The organism is Xenophilus sp. Marseille-Q4582, assembly GCF_916700565.1.
Classification (GTDB): Bacteria; Pseudomonadota; Gammaproteobacteria; order Burkholderiales; family Burkholderiaceae_C; genus Xenophilus.
Map to the genome: position 1 here is coordinate 38865 of NZ_CAKAKO010000001.1, position 16895 is coordinate 55759.

Below are 16895 nucleotides of genomic sequence, written 5' to 3' on the forward strand. Positions count from 1 at the left end.
GTGGAGGGAGAGGGGGCGCAAGACGGCTCAGCGGGCGGGGGCCGCGGCCATCTCCTCGACGATGCGTCGCATCTTGATCGAGGAGGCGTCCAGGCTCAGGTGGATGCGCTTCCAGTCGCGCGGCTTGTCCTCGTTGCGCTGGATGGCTTCGAGCACGGCCTTGTCCTCGTTGAAGGCCAGGCGCAGGTTGTCGCGCAGCCGCTCATCCACCTCGGGGTCGGCCGGCGAGTTCTTCAGGCACAGCCAGTGCTGCACGCAGCTGCGCTGGTCCACCGGCGTGATGAAGTGGCAGGCGTACATCTGGATGCAGTCCTCCCGGTTGCCCTCGGGGGCGCCGGTGCCGGTCCTGGCCGAGCCGAAGTCGATCACTGCGATGCTGGGCGCGTGGTAGTGGTAGTAGTGCCAGCGGTCCACGTTGCCGCCGAAGTCCTTCAGGCCCTGGAAGACGGGGATCAGCGGGCCGTCGATGACCCAGCGCCAGGTCACGACCTTGTTGCCCTGGCGCTCGTGCATCACGCGCGTCTCTTCCCGGCCCGCGCTGGCCAGCGTGCTCTTGTGCACGTAGACCACGTGCGTGGGGTCGCACAGGTTGTCGGCCAGGTTCAGGTAGTTGGCCTGCACCGGCAGCGCATCGCCTTCGACCACGCTGTAGTTCGGGTCGTCGTACTCGGGCAGGTGAAAGACCTGGCTGCGGTCCGCGCGCGCCGGCTCGCCCATCCACACCCAGACCATGCCCATGCTCTCGGCCGTCGGGTAGCTGCGCACGGCCGCGCCGGCCGGCGGCCGCTGCATGCCCGGAGCGGCGACGCACTGGCCGCTGCAATCGAAGCGCAGGCCGTGGTAGCCGCATTCCACCGCGTCCTCCTTCAGCGTGCCCAGCGACAGCGGCGCCAGGCGGTGCGGGCAGACGTCCTCGAGCGCGGCGACCTGGCCCTGCGCGTTGCGCCAGACCACGAGGTCTTCTTCGAGCACGCGGCGCGTGGCCAGGCGAGGGCCGATGTCGCGGGACCAGGCCAGGGGGTACCAGGCGTCGTAGGCGTAGGCAGTCATCGTGGGGGCTCCTGTGTCTGTGTGGCAGCGCCGCCCGGCGGCGGCGCTCGATCGGCTCGATCCTCGTCAAGCACATCCTGTGCCGCATGTTAAGTAAGTGTCTTCTCCATTTTTATGGAGAAAACACTTACTTTTGGTGCGTGCCACCCGCTCGCGGGGCGCGTGACACGCGCTTTCGGTGCGGCCGTGGCTTGCCCGGACGGGCTGGGCCTGCGGATGATCCTGGGCATCCTGCGCGGCGGCGCGCCCGGGGGGGCTCCTGGGCCGCCTGGCGAACTGGACCGTGGCCGACGCGCCCTTTGCCGGCGGCTTCGCGGCGCTCATCGGCGTGGCGCTGGGCGCGACCACCGGGTGGCCGGCCTGTGCTTCTTCCGCTTCGTGTTCAGCCCCAACCAGGCCTTCCTGCAGGCGCGCATCGACCGGGGTGGCGTGGTGGCCACGTACATCGGCCTGCCGCTCTTCCTCGGCGTCTGGGCCGCCTACCGCCTCGTGCGCGGCGGCGGCATCGTGCGCTACGCGGACATTCAATGCCCGGCGCCGAAGTTCTGAGCACAGGGCCGGCGGACAAAGAAAAAGCCGGTGCGGGACACCGGCTGGTCTGGAAGGCGCCGTGCGGCGCTCAAGCCTGCGGGCCTTGCAGGCCTCAGATGCCCACCACCGACACTGCCTTGGTGTTCAGGTAGGCCTCCATGGCCTCGGGGCCGCCTTCGGTGCCGTAGCCCGAATCCTTGATGCCGCCGAAGGGCAGTTCGGCCGAGGGCGTGGCCGGCTGGTTGATCCACAGCATGCCGGCCTCGACCTTGTTCGACAGCAGCTGCACGTTCTTGAAGGACTTGGTGAACGCGTACGCGGCCAGGCCGTAGGGCAGGCGGTTGGCTTCGGCGATCGCTTCTTCCAGGCGGTCGAAGGCGCGGATGCCGGCGATGGGGCCGAAGGGCTCGTTGTTGAACAGGTCCGAATCGGTGCCGATGTTGCCGATCAGCGTGGGCGCGAAGAAGTTGCCCGCCTCGCCGACGCGTTCGCCGCCGGTCAGGATCTCGGCGCCGCGCTGGCGCGCGTCTTCCACCACCTTGGCCATGGCCGTCACCCGGCGCGGGTTGGCCAGCGGGCCCAGCGTGGTGCCTTCGGCCAGGCCGTCGCCCAGCTTCAGCGCCTGCGCATGCTTGGTGAAGGCCTTGCTGAACTCGTTGACCAGGCTGCTGTGCACCAGGAAGCGGGTGGGCGAGATGCAGACCTGCCCCGCGTTGCGGAACTTGGCGGCGCCCGCGGCCTTCACGGCCAGTTCCACGTCGGCGTCCTCGGCCACGATCACAGGGGCGTGGCCGCCCAGTTCCATGGTCACGCGCTTCATGTGCTGGCCGGCCAAGCCCGCCAGCATCTTGCCGACCGGCGTGGAGCCCGTGAAGGTGACCTTGCGGATCACCGGGTGCGGAATCAGGTACTCGGAGATTTCGGCCGGGTTGCCGAACACCAGGCCCACCACGCCGGCCGGCGCGCCGGCATCGACGAAGCAGCGCAGCAGCGCGGCCGGGGCGGCCGGGGTTTCTTCGGGCGCCTTGCACAGGAAGGAGCAACCCGTGGCCAGCGCGGCGCCGATCTTGCGCACGATCTGGTTGACCGGGAAGTTCCAGGGCGTGAAGGCGGCCACGGGGCCCACCGGCTCCTTGATCACCAGCTGTTGCGCGGCCACGTTGCGGCCCGGCACGATGCGGCCATAGACGCGGCGGCCCTCGTCGGCGAACCATTCGATGATGTCGGCGCCGGCCATCACTTCACCGCGGGCTTCCACCAGCGGCTTGCCCTGCTCCTGCGTCAGCAGGCGCGCGATGCCGTCGGCGCGCTCGCGCAGCAGCCCCGCGGCGCGGCGCATCACGGCCACGCGCTCGTACACCGAGGTGTCGCGCCAGACCTCGAAACCCTTCTGCGCCGCGGCCAGCGCACGGTCCAGGTCGACGATGCCCGCATGGGCCACGGTGCCGATCACCTGGCCGGTGGCCGGGTTGCGCACGTCGATGGTCTTGCCGCTGGCGGCATCGACCCATTCGTTGGCGATCAGGAGCTGGGTGTTGGTGTACGAGGAGGCGGTCATGGCAGGCTTGTCTTCCAGGAGAAAGTGCAGAACGGCGAGGGCGGCATGCCGCGGACGAAAGCAGGCAGGCCGGGCGGAAAAGCCCAGCATCCTACCCAGATGGCGCGACCGGCGCAGCGCGGCCGGCGCGCCCACGCGCCGGCCAAGGTCAACGCGCGGCCAGGATGGCCTGCGCCACCTGCACGAAGCCCGCGCCGCGCTCGCCGGGCGCCACGTAGGTCGGCCGGTGCGCCAGGTGCGGCAGGAAGCGCGCGATGTTGGCCACACCGATGCTGTGGCGGAAGGCCTGGAACATGAGCTGGTCGTTGGTGGAGTCGCCCACGTAGGCCCAGCGGTCCATTTCGGCGTCGAGGTCGCGGCCCCACAGCTCGCGCACGATCCAGCGCGCGCCTTCGCGCTTGTTGTGGTCGCCGTACCAGCCGTTGATGTGGATGCTGCTCACCGTGGCGTGCAGGCCTTCGCGGCGCATGGCCTGCACCACCTGGTCGATCTGCGCCTCGCCGAGCTGCACGAACTCGCTGTGGTCCACGGCGATGTCGCATTCGCGCCCGGCCGAGTCGGTGGCGCGACGCGCGCCCGGGATGTCGCGCTCGATCCGCGCCAGCACCTGCTGCATGCGCGCGTAGTTCGCCTCGCGCGTGGCCGCATCCTGCTGGTAGCGCTTGTGCAGCGTGCCACCGGCCTGCGGCACCAGCGCCATCGCGCCGTTCTCGGGCACGATCGCATCGACCGGCCAGGCGGCGGCGAAGGGCTCGCTCCAGCCCACGGGCCGGCCGGTGATCGGGATGACGTGCAGCCCGGCCGCCTTCAGCGCGCCCAGCGCCTGCACCACCGCGGGCGGCACGGCGCCGTCGGTGGTGAGCGTGTCGTCGATGTCGGTGAACAGGCCGATGAGGCGGCGCCGGTCCTCGGCCGGCCAGTCGGTCAGCGGGCGCATGGCGACTCAGCCCGCCGTCTGCAGCGCCAGCCCGGCATGCTCGCGCAGCGGGTGGAAATGGATCTTCGGGAAGCGCTCCTGGGCGAGCCGCACGTCGTAGGGCGAGGTGCACAGGTAGGCCAGCGTGTCGGCCGCGTCGCGCGCCATGCGCAGCGGGTAGGCGTTCTCGAATTCGCGCAGCTCGGCCGGCGTGTCGGCCGTGATCCAGCGCGCGCCCGTGTACTGGCAGCCTTCCAGGCGCACGTCGCAGTCGTACTCGGTGTTCAGCCGGTGCTGCACCACTTCGAACTGCAGCTGGCCCACGGCGCCCAGCAGCATGTTGCCGCCCGCTTCGGGCTTGAAGACCTGGATCGCGCCTTCCTCGCCCAGCTGCATCAAGCCCTGCTGCAGCTGCTTGGTGCGCAGGGGGTTCTTGAGCACCACGGTCATGAACATCTCGGGCGCGAAGAAAGGCAGGCCCGTGAACTGCAGGTTGGCGCCGTCGGTCAGCGTGTCGCCCAGCTGCACGCCGCCATGCGTGGTGAAGCCCACGATGTCGCCCGCGTAGGCCTCTTCCACCGCCTCGCGGCGCTGGCTCATGAAGGTGACCACGCTGGTGGGCCGCAGTTCCTTGCCGGTGCGCTGCACCTTGAGCTTCATGCCCGGCGCATACCTGCCCGAGGCGATGCGCACGAAGGCGATGCGGTCGCGGTGGTTGGCGTCCATGTTGGCCTGCACCTTGAACACCACGCCCGAAAAGCCGGTGTCCTCGGGCTGCACGATCTTCTCCACCGGCTGCTTGTTGACCAGCACCGTGCTCTTGCGCGCACCGGGCGGGGGCGACATGTCGACCACCGCGTCCAGCACCTCCATCACCCCGAAGTTGTTCACGCCGGAGCCGAAGAACACGGGCGTGAGCTTGCCGGCCAGGAAGGCTGCGTGGTCCCACTCGGCCGAGGCACCCTGGGCCAGTTCCATGCTTTCCAGCGCGTCGTCGAAGGCCTGGCCGAAGCGCGCGCGCAGACGGTCGGCGTCGGCCAGCGGGATGGTCTCGAAGTCTTCGGGGCGGCGCTCGCTGCCGGACTCGAACACCGTCATGCTCTGCGTGCGCAGGTTGATGATGCCGCCGAAGCTCTTGCCCTGGCCCACCGGCCAGGTGATGGGACAGCAGGGCATGCCCAGCTCGCGCTCCACCTCGTCGAGGATGTCCAGCGGGTCGCGCACCTCGCGGTCCATCTTGTTGACGAAGGTGATGATGGGCGTGTCGCGCTGGCGGCAGACCTCGATCAGGCGCCGCGTCTGCGACTCCACGCCGTTGGCGGCGTCGATCACCATCAGCGCCGAGTCCACGGCCGTCAGCACGCGGTAGGTGTCTTCCGAGAAGTCCTTGTGGCCCGGCGTGTCCAGCAGGTTGACCACGTGGTCGCGGTAGCTCATCTGCATCACCGACGACGCCACCGAGATGCCGCGCTGCTTCTCGATCTCCATCCAGTCGGAGGTGGCATGCCGGCTGGCCTTGCGCGCCTTCACCGAGCCGGCGATCTGGATCGCGCCCGAGAACAGCAGCAGCTTTTCCGTCAGCGTCGTCTTGCCGGCGTCCGGGTGGGAAATGATGGCGAAGGTGCGGCGGCGGCGGGTTTGGTCGGCGAAGGGGGATGGCACGGGCGGACTCCAGGCGCCGGGGCCGGAGCGGCTCCGGCGGGCGCGGGCGCACCAGCGAAGGGGCTGGTGTCTGGGCAAAGCCCCTGATTATCCCGCCTCCGGCCTGCCAGGGGATCGGCGCGGGCCGCCGCCGCGGGCCGTCCCCTTTCCTGATGACTGTGGATTCATCAATTCTGGCGAATCGACAAGGCCTGCGGCCCGGCGCGTCTGCCGCTCGGCGGCCGCTGCTCGATCTCCGGGCGCCTCGCACAGGCCGCGCACCCGGCCGGCGCGGGTCAGAACTTCGCCTGCAGACTCAACGTGACGTTGCGCGGCTCGCCCCACCAGCCCTGGTTGTAGAAGCCGATCTGGCTGTAGTACTGCTTGTCGAACAGGTTGTCCACGTGCAGCGTGGCCGCCAGGCGCGGGCTGAACTGGTAGCGCGCCATCAGGCTGGCGACGGCATAGGCCTCCTGCTCCACCGCCACGCGGCCCAGCGGGCTGGTGGCCGTCTGCCAGATGCGGCTTTGCCAGCGCACGCCGCCGCCCAGGGTCAGGCTCTGCAGCGCGCCGTCGAAGCGGTGCGTGGCGAAGAGCTTGAGCAGGTTGCGCGGCTGCGTGGTGTCGGTGGGGTTGCCCTCGCCGTCCTTGCCGCGGAAGTGGGTCAGACTGGCGCTCAGTTGCCAGCGGGGCGCCACCTCGCCCGCCACTTCCAGCTCGATGCCCCGGATGCGCGCGCCGTTCACGGCGTGGTAGGCCTGCGTGTCGGGACGGCCCTGCACCGTCACCCCGGGGATGGCCTGGGCCAGATGGTCCTGCTGCGTCTCGAACAGCGCGACGGCGCCGTTCAGCCGCCCGCCCAGCCACGCGGCCTTCAGGCCGGCCTCGAAGGCGCGGCCCTCGACCGGGTCCAGGATCGCGCCCTGCGGGTCGCGCGCGTTCTGCGGCGTGTAGATGCCGGTGTAGCTCGCATAGGCGGTGTAGGTGTCGTTCAGGTCCCACAGCAGGCCCGCATAGGGCGTGACCACGTCCGTGTAGCGGTACTGCCGCACGCTGCCGAAGTAGTCCTGGTCGATGCGCCAGCGGCTCAGGCGCGCACCGGCGATCAGGTGCAGGCCCTCGGCCAGCGCGAAGCGGCCCACCCCGTAGGCGCCGGACTGGCGGATGTCCGTCTTGTCCGAAAGGGTGCTGGCGGGCGACCACAGCGGCTCGGCGATGTGCGGCTGGCGCCACAGCATGAAGCTGCCGAGGGCCGGCCGCGTGAGCGGCGCGTGGCTGCGGATGGCGATGCGGTCGTCCACCGTCATCCAGCCGAAGGCCAGCTCGTGCGTGCGGCCGAAGGCCTGCAGCGGCCCGCTGGCCATCAGGTGCGCGGCGTCGCGCTCGCGGTCGCCGCGGTAATGGATGAAGGAGCCGCGCATGCCCAGGCCGGTCGCGCGGTCGGGGTAGCCGTCGCGGTAGAGGTAGCGCATGCGGTAGTTGCCATCGTTGCGCGTGTAGGCCGCGCGCACCGTCCACCGGTTGCCGAAGCGGTGCTGCAGGTCGACGAAGGCATTGGTGTTCTCGTTGCCGAAGTGCGCCCAGTCCGTGTTGTTGGCCACCGAGCGGTCGAAGTCGGCGCGGCCCCCGTCGCGGTAGAACAGCGGAAAGCCCGCCGCCATGCCCGGGCTGTCGTTGCGCTGGTACTCCACGCCCGCGTTCAGGCGCGTGGCGGGCGTCAGGTCGACCGCCACCGCGCCGTACAGGCCCTTGCGGCGCTGGCCGAAGAAGCTCACGTAGCTGTCGCTGTCGGAATGGAAGCCGACCAGCCGGCCGCGCACCCGGCCGTCGGCCGCCAGGGACGCGGAGAGGTCGAACTCGGCCCGCCGCAGGTTCCAGCGCCCCGCCGTCAGGCCCACGCTGCCCGCGAATTCGCGCAGCGGCTGCTTGCGGATGAAGTTGACGGTGGCCGAGGGGTCGCCCGCGCCGCTGAGCAGGCCGGTGGCGCCGCGCACCACTTCCACGCGGTCGTAGAAGGCGGTGTCCATGTCCGTGGCGCCGAAATTCCAGAAGTTGTTGATCGGCGAGGCCAGGCCGTCGAACTGGAAATTGCTCACCGTGAAGCCGCGCGCGGTCACGCGCTGGCGGTTGCTGTCGCTGCGCCAGATGGAAATGCCGGGCGACTGGTCCAGCACATCGATGGTGCTTTCCAGGCCGCGGTCGGCGATCTCCTGTCGCGTCATCACGCTGACGGACTGGGGCGTTTCGCGGATGGACAGGGCCAGCCCGGTGGCCGTGCCCATGCTGCGGGTGGTGTAGCTGCCGGAGCCCTCGGTGCGGGCGTCGGCGCTGCCCGTCACGGTGACTGGGGCGAGTTCGCCCGCGTCGTCCTGGGCTGCCGCGGGCGTCCAGGCGCCGCCCAGCAAGGCGAGCGGCGCGAGCTGCCATGCCCAGGAGCGCTGATTTTTCAAAATGCGAATCATTCTTGGAATTCCGAGGAAAAGCGGAACTCTGGAAAGGACCGCGACGCTGCGCCTGTGGGCGCCGCCGGCACGGCTATGCGCGGCGACGGGAATCGGTGGCGCCCCGTCCGTCGCGGCACAGCTCGCTGGGCGCCCGTCCGAAACGCGTGCGGAAGGCGGTGGCGAAGTTGCTGGCGTGGGCGTAACCCACGAAGTGCGCGGCTTCCTGGACGCTCCAGCCCTGCGCCAGCCCCTCGCGGGCGCGCTGCATGCGGCGTTCGCGCAGGAAGGCGAACACCGGCTGGCCATAGGCCACGCGGAACTTCTCGCGCAGCGTGGTGGGACTCATGCAGGCCAGCCGTGCGAGTGCGTCCAGCCGGTGATCGTGGCCGGGTTCCTCTTCCAGCCGTTCGCGCACGCGGGCGAGCAGCCGGCGGTCGCGCGGCGTCAGCCGGTGCATCGCGGCCGCCGGTTGTTCAGCCGCTTCGGCGGGCGCCAGGGCGTGTGCCAGCAGTTGCAGGCTCAGCGCCTCCTGCTGCAGCGCGGCCATGGCGCCCTGCCAGGGGCTGGCCAGCATGTGTTCGATGCCCAGGCGCAGGTGCGGCGGCAGCGGGCGCCTTTGCAGCGGCAGGGCCGGTCGTGCCAGGGCCTGCTGCAACAGCTGGGCGAGCGCGTCGTCGCCCGCGGCCTCCGGCACTTCCACCGACACGTTGATGCCGCGCACGCGCTGGCCCGGTCCATGCAGGGCCTGCAGCGACTGCCGGTCGTCGAAAAGCATGCCCACGGCGTGGCCCGCCGTCAGCGCCGCCTGCTGGTGCGCCACGCGCAGCGAAGCCGCGCCGTCCAGCAGGGCCGCGATGCTGAGGCGCCGGCCGGTCTGCTCGGCCGTGGTCTCGTAGCCGTGGGCGATGTGGATGTCCGAGCACACCAGCGTGAGCCCGGGCCGCACGCGCCGGTCCAGCAGCCGGCCCTGGAAGACCGTGTCGCCCTCGTGGGGCGTGCTGCCGACGAAGCGCAGGCCGAAGCCGTGCCGCGCGCTCATGTCGTGGAGCTGCGCGGCGCTGAAGTGGACGGTGGAGGCGGGTGCAAGGAGGTCGGTCATGCCGGCGACCCGCGTGGCTGTGGCTCGCCGCCGACGAGGGGCGGCGGGTCCTGGCTGGCAAGGTGCCGCGGATTATCGGCGTCGGGCCCGCACCCGCCCGTCACCTGGATTCAGTCGATGTTGTCTACCGTGTCCGGGTCCGGCACGTCGCCGATCGCCACGCGCGTGGCCTGGGCCTGTGCATGCAGCCAGTCGCAGAAGGCGCGGATCTCGGGGCGCTGTGCGCTGCGCGGCGCGACGATGAGCCAGTAGGTCATCGGCGAATCCAGGCGGTGCTGCGGCAGCACTTCCACTAGGTCGCCGTTGGCCAGGCTTTCCGACACCAGCGTGCTGCGCGCCAGCACCACGCCCTGGCCCGTGAGCGCGGCCTGCGCCATCTGGTAGGCGTAGTTGAAGTACAGCCAGCGCCGCGGCTGCGCCTTGGGCAGGCCGTGGGCGTCGAACCAGCGCCGCCAGGTCAGCCATTGCAGGTGGCTGCGGTGCGCGTCGCCGGCCTCGATCAGCGTGAAGCCCACCACGTCCTTGGGTTCGCGGATCGGCGGGCTGCTCTTGATCAGCCAGGGGCTGGCGACCGGCGTGAGGCTTTCGCCGAACAGGCGGAAGGCGCCCTGCGGCATGTTCTCGGGCGGGCCGTAGCGCAGCGCCAGGTCGATGTCGGTGATGTCCAGGTCCACCGCCGTGTCGGTGGCGTCGATGCGGATGTCGATGTCCGGGTGCTCGCGCTGGAAGGCCTCCAGCCGCGGAATGAGCCACATCGAGGCGAAGGAGGCGAAAGTGGTCAGCGACACGCTGCGCCGCCCCGCGCTCTGGCGGATCTGGCGCACCGTGCCGTCGATGCGCGGCAGCGACTGCTGCACGGCCAGCAGCAGTTGGGCGCCGGCGGTGGTCAGCTCCACCGCGCGCGTGTGGCGCAGGAACAGCGGCACGCCCACCTCGTCTTCGAGCGACTGGATCTGGCGGCTGACGGCCGACTGGGTGAGGGCCATTTCCTCGGCGGCGGCGCGGAAGTTCAGGTGCCGCGCCACGGCCTCGAAGGCGCGCAGGTAGCCGGCGCCAACGGGACGGCTGCGCAGGTGGGTCTGGGAATGCTGCATGGGCGAAGGCGGGCGGGGCGGGGAGCACCGGGTGATTGATGCGCAAAGCGAATCAGTAGGCTAGCGCCTTTTCATTGGACCGCCAAGCGCAGCATGCGCATCATTGGCCCCGTACCGCATGATTCCACGTTCTGGATGCCGCGGTGCATTGATGAAAGATCGGAGTTCACCATGACCGCGCTCGACGCCACCTGCAGCACCGTTTCCGCTTCTTCCCTGGCCCTGCCCGGGCGTGCCGGCACGGTTCCGCCGGCGGTGCGCCGCGGTGCCTGGCAGCTGGCGCCCGGCCAGGCGACCACGCTGCGGGCCCGCGAGGCGCATGTGCTGAGCGTGCGCCAGGGTCGGCTGTGGGTCACGCTCGACGCCACGGCCACCTGGGGCAGCGAGGACCTGGTCCTCGGCCCCGGCGAGCGGCTGCAGGTGCCGGCCGGCCAGCGGCTGGTGATGGAGCCCTGGGACGGCTACGGCGCGACCTGGAGCTGGGACCGGGCCGCCTGAGAAGGTGTGAACGAACCCCACATGCCCGCTCATCCCGCCCAGGTGCACGCCCTGATCGTTGCAAATGCTCGCCATAGCCCGAGCTATGGCTGCGCTTTGCGCCTCGATGGCGCACCCCTGGACGGTCTGCTCGGCCACGCGGGATTCATTCACACCTTCTGAGCGCCGGGCGCCTGCGGGGCGGTGGCGCACGGCGCCGCCCGGCCGGCTGCCTTCATGCCCCGGCGGCGCCGGCCCACAGCGCCACGGGCGCTGCGCCCGCACGCCGCGCGGCGGCGGGCAGGGATCATGGAGCACCATGACTCAATCCTCCGCCCGGCCCTCCCTGCCCCTGCTGCTGCGCAGCGTGGATCCGCCCAAGCAGTGCGGCGCGTGCCTGCTGCACGACCTGCCGGACCTGTTCCTGCCGGCGTCGCCCGAGGAGCGGGCGGCGATCGCGGCCTGGCGGTCGGGTACGCGCGAGGTGCGGGCGGGCGGCAGCATCATCGACGAGCGCGAGCGCAGCACGCACCTCTACACGCTCTACTCGGGCTGGGCCTTTCGCTACAAGACGCTGAGCGACGGGCGCCGGCAGATCCTGCACTTTCTGTTGCCCGGCGACCTGATGGGGCTGCAGGACGAGTTCGCCGAGGGCCGCACCTACGGCGTCGACGCCGCGACCGACGTGCGCCTGTGCGCCTTTCCGCGCGACAAGCTCTGGGCCTTCTTCCATGCGCAGCCGAACATGGGCTATGCCATCAGCTGGCTGGCCGCGCGCGAGGAGAAGATGATGGACGACGCCCTGGTCACCAACGGCCGGCGCAACGCGGCCGAGCGGGTGGCCATGCTGCTGATGCACCTGTTCCGCCGCGCCGAACACCTGGGCATGACCGAAGGGCGGCGCCTGGCCTTCCCGTTCAACCAGCAGCACATCGCGGACGCGCTGGGCCTGTCGCTGGTGCACACCAACAAGACGCTGCGCAGGCTGCAGCGCGAAGGGCTGCACCGCCTCGAAGGCGGCGTGCTGGAGATCCTCAATCCCCATGCGCTGGAGCAGCTGGGCGACTATTTCGAGCGTCCGGTGCGGCCCGTGCCCGTGCTCTGAGCGGCGCGCGCCGCGTCAGCCCGGCGGGGCCGCAGCCGCCGGGGCCGCGGAGGCAGGCGCCGGCGATTCGTGCAGGGCCCGCAGGTCCCGCGCATAGTCCTGCAGCCGCTGCGCGGCGCGGGCGCGCTGCGCGGGGCTGGTGCTCGCATGCAGGGCCGCGAAGTCGGCGCATCCTTCTTCCCACAGCGCCTGCTGCTGGGCCTGCCACGGGCCGGGCGGCGGCGACTGCAGGCGGTCCAGCTGCGCGGCGAGGGCGGCCCGGGCGGCGGCTTCGCTGACCGGCGTGCGCTGCCAGCCGCGCAGCAGCGCCAGCAGTTCGGCCTGGCGGCGGCGGCGCTCGGCATCGATCCGGGCAGCGTCGAAGCGCGAGGCCGCGATGCCCTGGCGCAGCAGCGCACGCTGCGCCTCGGTGAGGCGGCCGTAGAAATCCTCGTAGCGCTTGCGCTGCTCGTCGTAGCGGCGGGCCTGCTGCTGGGCCGGGCTGCGTGCGAGCCAGTCGCGCCGGAATTCCTCGTTGTCGCGCGCCTGGTGACGCGCCAGCGCTTCGGTCTGCGCCGGCCCCAGGGTCAGCGCGATGCGCGCGGCTGGCGCTTCGGCCAGCGCGGCCGCCGCGCGCAGCCGGGCGCGCACGGCTTCGCCGAAACGGCAGGCCTGGGCGGCGCTGATCTCGCCGGCCACCAGGGCCTGCGCCTCGTCGAGCAGGACCGCCAGGCGCGGCAGTTCCTCGCGCCGGTGCTCGGCCTGCCATTGCGCCAGCGCGGCGCGTATCTGCAGCGACTGCGCGTCGTCGAAGTCCAGGCGGCGGTCCAGCCACCAGTAGGCCAGCGTGGGCAGCTGCTCGTAGCCCAGCCGCAGCGTGCTGCAGCCGGCCAGCAGGGCCGCCATGCACAGCGCGGGGATAATCCGCGCCACCCGGCGGGCGCCCGCGCGCCCGTGCGCTGGGCCCTTCGATCGGGCGCCGGCCCGTGTTCCAAGAAGAGGCATTTCCCGTGATTCCTGCCAGCCATTCCACCGATCCCGCGCAGCCAGCGGGCCCCGTCGACGTCGTCATCATGGCCGCCGGCAAGGGCACGCGCATGAAAAGCCGCCTGCCCAAGGTGCTGCACCGGCTGGCCGGCCGGCCGCTGCTGGGCCATGTGACCGCCACGGCCCGGCGTTTGGGGGCGCGCCGCGTGGTGGTGATCACGGGCCATGGTGCCGAACAAGTCGAGGCCGCCGTGCAGGACTTCGGCGCATCGCAAGCATCGCAGCAGTTGGCCTTCGCGCGCCAATCGCCCCAGCTGGGCACCGGGCATGCCGTGCAGCAGGCACTGCCGCACCTGAGCGGCGACGGCACCGTGCTGGTGCTGTCAGGCGACGTGCCGCTGATCGCCGAGTCCACCCTGCGCGCGCTGCTGCAAGCCAGCGGCGGCGAGCGGCTGGCGCTGCTGACGGTGGAGCTGGAAGATCCGACCGGCTACGGCCGCGTGGTCACGGCGCCGTCGGGCGGTGTGCGTGCCATCGTCGAGCACAAGGACGCCAACGAGCAGCAACGCGCGATCCGCGAGATCTACAGCGGCGTGATGGCCGCGCCCGCCGCGCGCCTGCGCCACTGGCTGGGCCAGCTGCGCAACGACAACGCGCAGGGCGAGTACTACCTGACCGACGTGGTGCGCATGGCGGTGGACGAAGGCACGGCCGTGGTCGCGCAGCGCACCACCGACGAACTGCAGGTCACGGGCGTGAACAGCCCCGCGCAACTGGCGGCGCTGGAGCGTGCCTGGCAGCGCCGCGAAGCGGATCGGCTGATGGAGGCCGGCGTGCGTCTGGCCGACCCCTCGCGCTTCGACCTGCGCGGCACGCTGGACTGCGCGGGCGACGTGGAGATCGACATCGGCTGCATCTTCGAAGGCGAGGTGACGCTGGGCGAGGGCGTGCGCATCGGCGCGCACTGCGTGATCGCGAACGCGCGCATCGAGGCCGGCGCGGTGATCCACCCCTTCACGCACATCGACGGCGGCAAGCCGGAAGGCGTGGTCGTGGGGGCCGGGGCGCTGGTCGGCCCTTACGCGCGCCTGCGCCCGGGCGCGCAGCTGGGCGCCGAGGTGCACATCGGCAACTTCGTCGAGGTGAAGAACAGCCAGCTGGCCGACGGCGCCAAGGCCAACCACCTGGCCTACCTGGGCGACGCCACGGTGGGCGCGCGCGTGAACTACGGCGCCGGCAGCATCACGGCCAACTACGACGGCGCCCACAAGCACCGCACCGTGATCGAGGCCGACGTGCACGTGGGCAGCAACTGCGTGCTGGTGGCGCCGGTCACGATCGGGGCCGGCGGCACCATCGGCGGCGGCTCGACCATCACGAAGAGCACCGAGCCCGGCGCCTTGACCGTGGCGCGCGGGCGGGCCGTGAGCTTTGCCAACTGGCAGCGGCCGAAGAAGGCAACGAAGTAAGGGGCTGCGGGCGGGCGGATGGCCCGCCTTTGACCCGGTTGCCGGCAGGCCCTTGTATTGACCTTCACATTGGTTGAGCTTTCATCATGGCGGCACTTCCATCCCCGCTGCCCGCCCGATGCACGATCTCGACCCCGCGCTGCTGCGCGTCTATCTGCGCCGCCTCGGCTTTGCCGCCCCGCCGCCGCCCACGCTGCACACCCTCCACCTGCTGCAGCTGCGGCATTCGGCCGCCTTCGCCTTCGAAACCCTCAGCACGCTGCTGCACCTGCCGGTGCCCATCGACCTGCCGTCGGTGGCGCACAAGCTGCTGGTCGAGGGGCGCGGCGGCTATTGCTATGAACTGAACGGCCTGTTCCTGGCGCTGCTGCGCCGGCTGGGTTTCGAGGCGCAGCCCCTGACGGGGCGTGTGCTGATGGGCGCCACGCCGGGCGTGCCGCCCGCGCGCACCCACCTGATGGCGCGGGTGCGCCTGGAGGGGCGGGACTGGCTCAGCGACGTGGGCTTCGGTGGCATGGTGCCCACCGCGCCGCTGGCGCTTCACGAGGCGGGGCCGCAGCCCACGCCGCACGAGCCGTACCGGCTGGACCGCGAGGGCGATGCCTTCACCTTGCGCGCCTGGGTGAACGAGGCGTGGAAGGCGCTCTACGTCTTCGATCTCGCCGCGCCGGCGCCCATCGACCTGGAAGTCGGCAACTGGTATGTGTCCACGCATGCCGACTCGCCCTTCCTGGGCCGGCTGGTCGCGGCGCGCACGGGCGCCTTCTGCCGGCACACGCTGCGCGGCGGCAGCTATGCCGTGCACCGGCTGGGCCAGGCCAGCATGCGCGTCGAGTTGCGGGACGCCGATGCGGTGATCGGGCTGCTGCGGGAGGTCTTCGGGCTGCGGCTGCCGGCGCATTCGCAGCTGCGCCAGGCCATCGCGCAGCAATGGCGGCGCCCCGCCGAGGACGAGGCCGCGCCGGCCCAAGCCGTGGCCGCTACCTGATGCGCGACAGCAGCACGATGCCGCCGAGCACCACGAGGCCGCCCGCCATCTGCAGCGGGCTGATCCATTGCCCCAGCACCACCCAGGCAAAAAGCAGCGTGGCGACGGGCTCCATGTTCATCACGGGCGCGTTGCGGGCCATGTCCAGCCGCGGCACGAGGATGAACAGCACCGTGAAGGCCGTGCAGTACAGCCCCATGAGGAAGGCCAGGCCGGTCCAGCCCGCGGCGTCCTGCGGCCAGGCCACGCCGCCCGGCACCAGGCCGGCCAGGCCCGCCAGGCTCATCGCGGTGCACACGGTGGCCATGGTGTAGAAGCTGCGCACCGCGCCCGGCAGCGCGCGCAGCCGGTGGTCGCTGACCCAGATGCTGAGCGCGAACACCACGGCCGCGCCCAGCGCGAACGCGATGCCTTCGCCCCAGGCCGTGCCATCGCCGGCGGCGCCCCGGGCTTCGGCCAGGCGCGCGGGCACGTCCAGCGCGAGCAGCAGACCCACGAGGATCACGCCCATCACGCCCCAGGCCGGCTTCGTCGGCCGCGGGCCGCCCGTGGCCCAGGTGAGCAGGGCCAGCAGGATGGGAAAGCTGTTGGACACCAGCAGCGCCAGCGCCACCGGAATGCGCGCCACGGCCGAGTACAGGCACAGGCTCTGCACGGCGATCAGCAGGCCCAGCACCAGCTGCCAGCGCCGGGTTTCGGGCGGCAGGCGCAGCGCGTCGCGGCGCCAGGCCACCAGCGCGCCCAGCACGAGCAGCGTGAGCCCCGCGCGGCACAGGATGGCCGTGAGCAGCCCCACGCCATGGTCGAAGGCCAGCCGCGCCGCGACGTGGTTGGCGGCAAAGCCGCAGGCGACGGCTGCCAGCACGAGCATGGCGGTGGGGCGGGGCAGGGCAGCGGTCATGGACAAGGCAATGTGCCGGCGCGGTGGCCCGCGCGGCAGGAAGAGAAAGCAAAGGCGGGCGGGTTGCGCCGCGGCGATGGATGCGCGTCGCGCGCCAGGGGCGCAAGGAGGGCAGGGCCGTCTGGGCTTTCAGGCCCCATCGGCGCGCGGCAACGGTAGCAGCGTCTGGAACTTGGCGCGGCGCACGCTGAAGAAGGCCTTCACGTTGCGCACGTTGGCGTCGGCCGTGAACAGGCGCTGCACCAGGGCGTGGTAGGCGGGCATGTCGCGCACCGTCACCACCAGCATGAAGTCCGGGCCCGGCGACACGCGGTAGCACTGCTGCACGGCCTCGTCGGCGCAGGCGCGGATCTCGAAGGCCTGCAGCGATTCGGCGTCCTGCCGGTCCAGCACCACCTCCGCCAGGGCCGTGAGCAGCGCGGTGCCCAGGCGCTCGGCCGACAGCACCGCCACCTGCTGCTCGACCAGGCCCAGCGCGCGCAGGCGCTGCACGCGGCGCAGGCAGGTGGGCGGCGACAGGTGGCAGTCCTGCGCCAGCTGCTGATTGGTGCGCGAGGCATCGCGCTGCAGCGCGTCGAGCAGGCGCCAGTCGATCGCGTCCAGGCTCAGAGATTCCATACTTCAGTCAAAAATGGAACAAAAATCCATTTCAATCA

Annotated in this window: 15 protein-coding genes; 5 read left to right on the forward strand and 10 right to left on the reverse strand. The window is 71.4% G+C overall.

The annotated features are described in order from the left end of the window. Nucleotides 1–27: 27 nt before the first annotated feature. A complete protein-coding gene (locus LG388_RS00185; protein ID WP_225780836.1) occupies nt 28–1050 on the reverse strand; it encodes an aromatic ring-hydroxylating dioxygenase subunit alpha in 1023 nt (340 codons plus the stop codon). Nucleotides 1051–1428: 378 nt separating this feature from the next. Between LG388_RS00185 and LG388_RS00190 the strand changes: the two genes are divergently transcribed. Continuing rightward, nucleotides 1429–1599, forward strand: coding sequence for a hypothetical protein (locus LG388_RS00190; RefSeq protein ID WP_225781835.1), 171 nt, complete (start codon nt 1429–1431; stop codon nt 1597–1599). 94 nt (nt 1600–1693) lie between these two features. On the opposite strand, the gene LG388_RS00195 is transcribed toward LG388_RS00190, so the two are convergent. The 6 genes from LG388_RS00195 to LG388_RS00220 all read right to left on the reverse strand — a co-directional run bounded on the left by LG388_RS00195 (nt 1694) and on the right by LG388_RS00220 (nt 10333). After that, nucleotides 1694–3139, reverse strand: coding sequence for an NAD-dependent succinate-semialdehyde dehydrogenase (locus tag LG388_RS00195; protein WP_225780837.1), 1446 nt, complete (start codon nt 3137–3139; stop codon nt 1694–1696). 148 nt (nt 3140–3287) lie between these two features. Continuing rightward, entirely contained in the window at nt 3288–4076 is a 789-nt protein-coding gene (locus tag LG388_RS00200; protein WP_225780838.1) for an HAD-IIB family hydrolase, read from the reverse strand. A gap of 6 nt (nt 4077–4082) precedes the next feature. Further along, a complete protein-coding gene (locus LG388_RS00205) occupies nt 4083–5717 on the reverse strand; it encodes a peptide chain release factor 3 (RefSeq protein ID WP_225780839.1) in 1635 nt (544 codons plus the stop codon). 275 nt (nt 5718–5992) lie between these two features. Beyond that, the gene (locus tag LG388_RS00210) at nt 5993–8146 is read right to left on the reverse strand and encodes a TonB-dependent siderophore receptor (protein WP_225780840.1); all 2154 of its coding nucleotides are present in this window, start codon (nt 8144–8146) and stop codon (nt 5993–5995) included. Between the two features lie 85 nt (nt 8147–8231). Next, nucleotides 8232–9239, reverse strand: coding sequence for an AraC family transcriptional regulator (locus LG388_RS00215; protein WP_225780841.1), 1008 nt, complete (start codon nt 9237–9239; stop codon nt 8232–8234). 110 nt (nt 9240–9349) lie between these two features. Next, complete coding sequence (locus LG388_RS00220) at nt 9350–10333, reverse strand: LysR substrate-binding domain-containing protein (RefSeq protein WP_225780842.1); 984 nt, start codon at nt 10331–10333, stop codon at nt 9350–9352. A gap of 171 nt (nt 10334–10504) precedes the next feature. On the opposite strand from LG388_RS00220, the gene LG388_RS00225 reads away from it, so the two are divergent. Together LG388_RS00225 and LG388_RS00230 are read left to right on the forward strand one after the other, a co-directional pair. After that, on the forward strand, nt 10505–10831 hold the full coding sequence (locus tag LG388_RS00225; RefSeq protein ID WP_225780843.1) for a DUF2917 domain-containing protein: 327 nt from the start codon (nt 10505–10507) through the stop codon (nt 10829–10831). Nucleotides 10832–11129: 298 nt separating this feature from the next. After that, nucleotides 11130–11915 (forward strand): Crp/Fnr family transcriptional regulator, encoded by a 786-nt coding sequence (locus LG388_RS00230; RefSeq protein ID WP_225780844.1) that lies wholly within the window; start codon nt 11130–11132, stop codon nt 11913–11915. A gap of 15 nt (nt 11916–11930) precedes the next feature. On the opposite strand, the gene LG388_RS00235 is transcribed toward LG388_RS00230, so the two are convergent. Continuing rightward, nucleotides 11931–12800, reverse strand: coding sequence for a DUF6279 family lipoprotein (locus tag LG388_RS00235; RefSeq protein ID WP_225780845.1), 870 nt, complete (start codon nt 12798–12800; stop codon nt 11931–11933). A 167-nt stretch (nt 12801–12967) separates the two neighbouring features. Here LG388_RS00235 and glmU point away from each other — a divergent pair, with 167 nt between their 5' ends. Together glmU and LG388_RS00245 are read left to right on the forward strand one after the other, a co-directional pair. Next, a complete protein-coding gene (gene glmU, locus LG388_RS00240; protein WP_225781783.1) occupies nt 12968–14350 on the forward strand; it encodes a bifunctional UDP-N-acetylglucosamine diphosphorylase/glucosamine-1-phosphate N-acetyltransferase GlmU in 1383 nt (460 codons plus the stop codon). 118 nt (nt 14351–14468) lie between these two features. Next, nucleotides 14469–15338 carry an arylamine N-acetyltransferase gene (locus LG388_RS00245; protein WP_225780846.1) on the forward strand — a complete coding sequence of 290 codons (870 nt, stop codon included), beginning with the start codon at nt 14469–14471 and terminating at the stop codon, nt 15336–15338. On the opposite strand, the gene LG388_RS00250 is transcribed toward LG388_RS00245, so the two are convergent. After that, nucleotides 15331–16239: a DMT family transporter gene (locus LG388_RS00250; protein ID WP_225780847.1), complete on the reverse strand. Its 909-nt coding sequence runs from the start codon at nt 16237–16239 to the stop codon at nt 15331–15333. The two genes, LG388_RS00245 and LG388_RS00250, sit on opposite strands and share 8 nt — an antisense overlap. Before the next feature lie 129 nt (nt 16240–16368). After that, a complete protein-coding gene (locus LG388_RS00255) occupies nt 16369–16857 on the reverse strand; it encodes an Lrp/AsnC family transcriptional regulator (RefSeq protein ID WP_225780848.1) in 489 nt (162 codons plus the stop codon). Nucleotides 16858–16895: the final 38 nt, after the last annotated feature.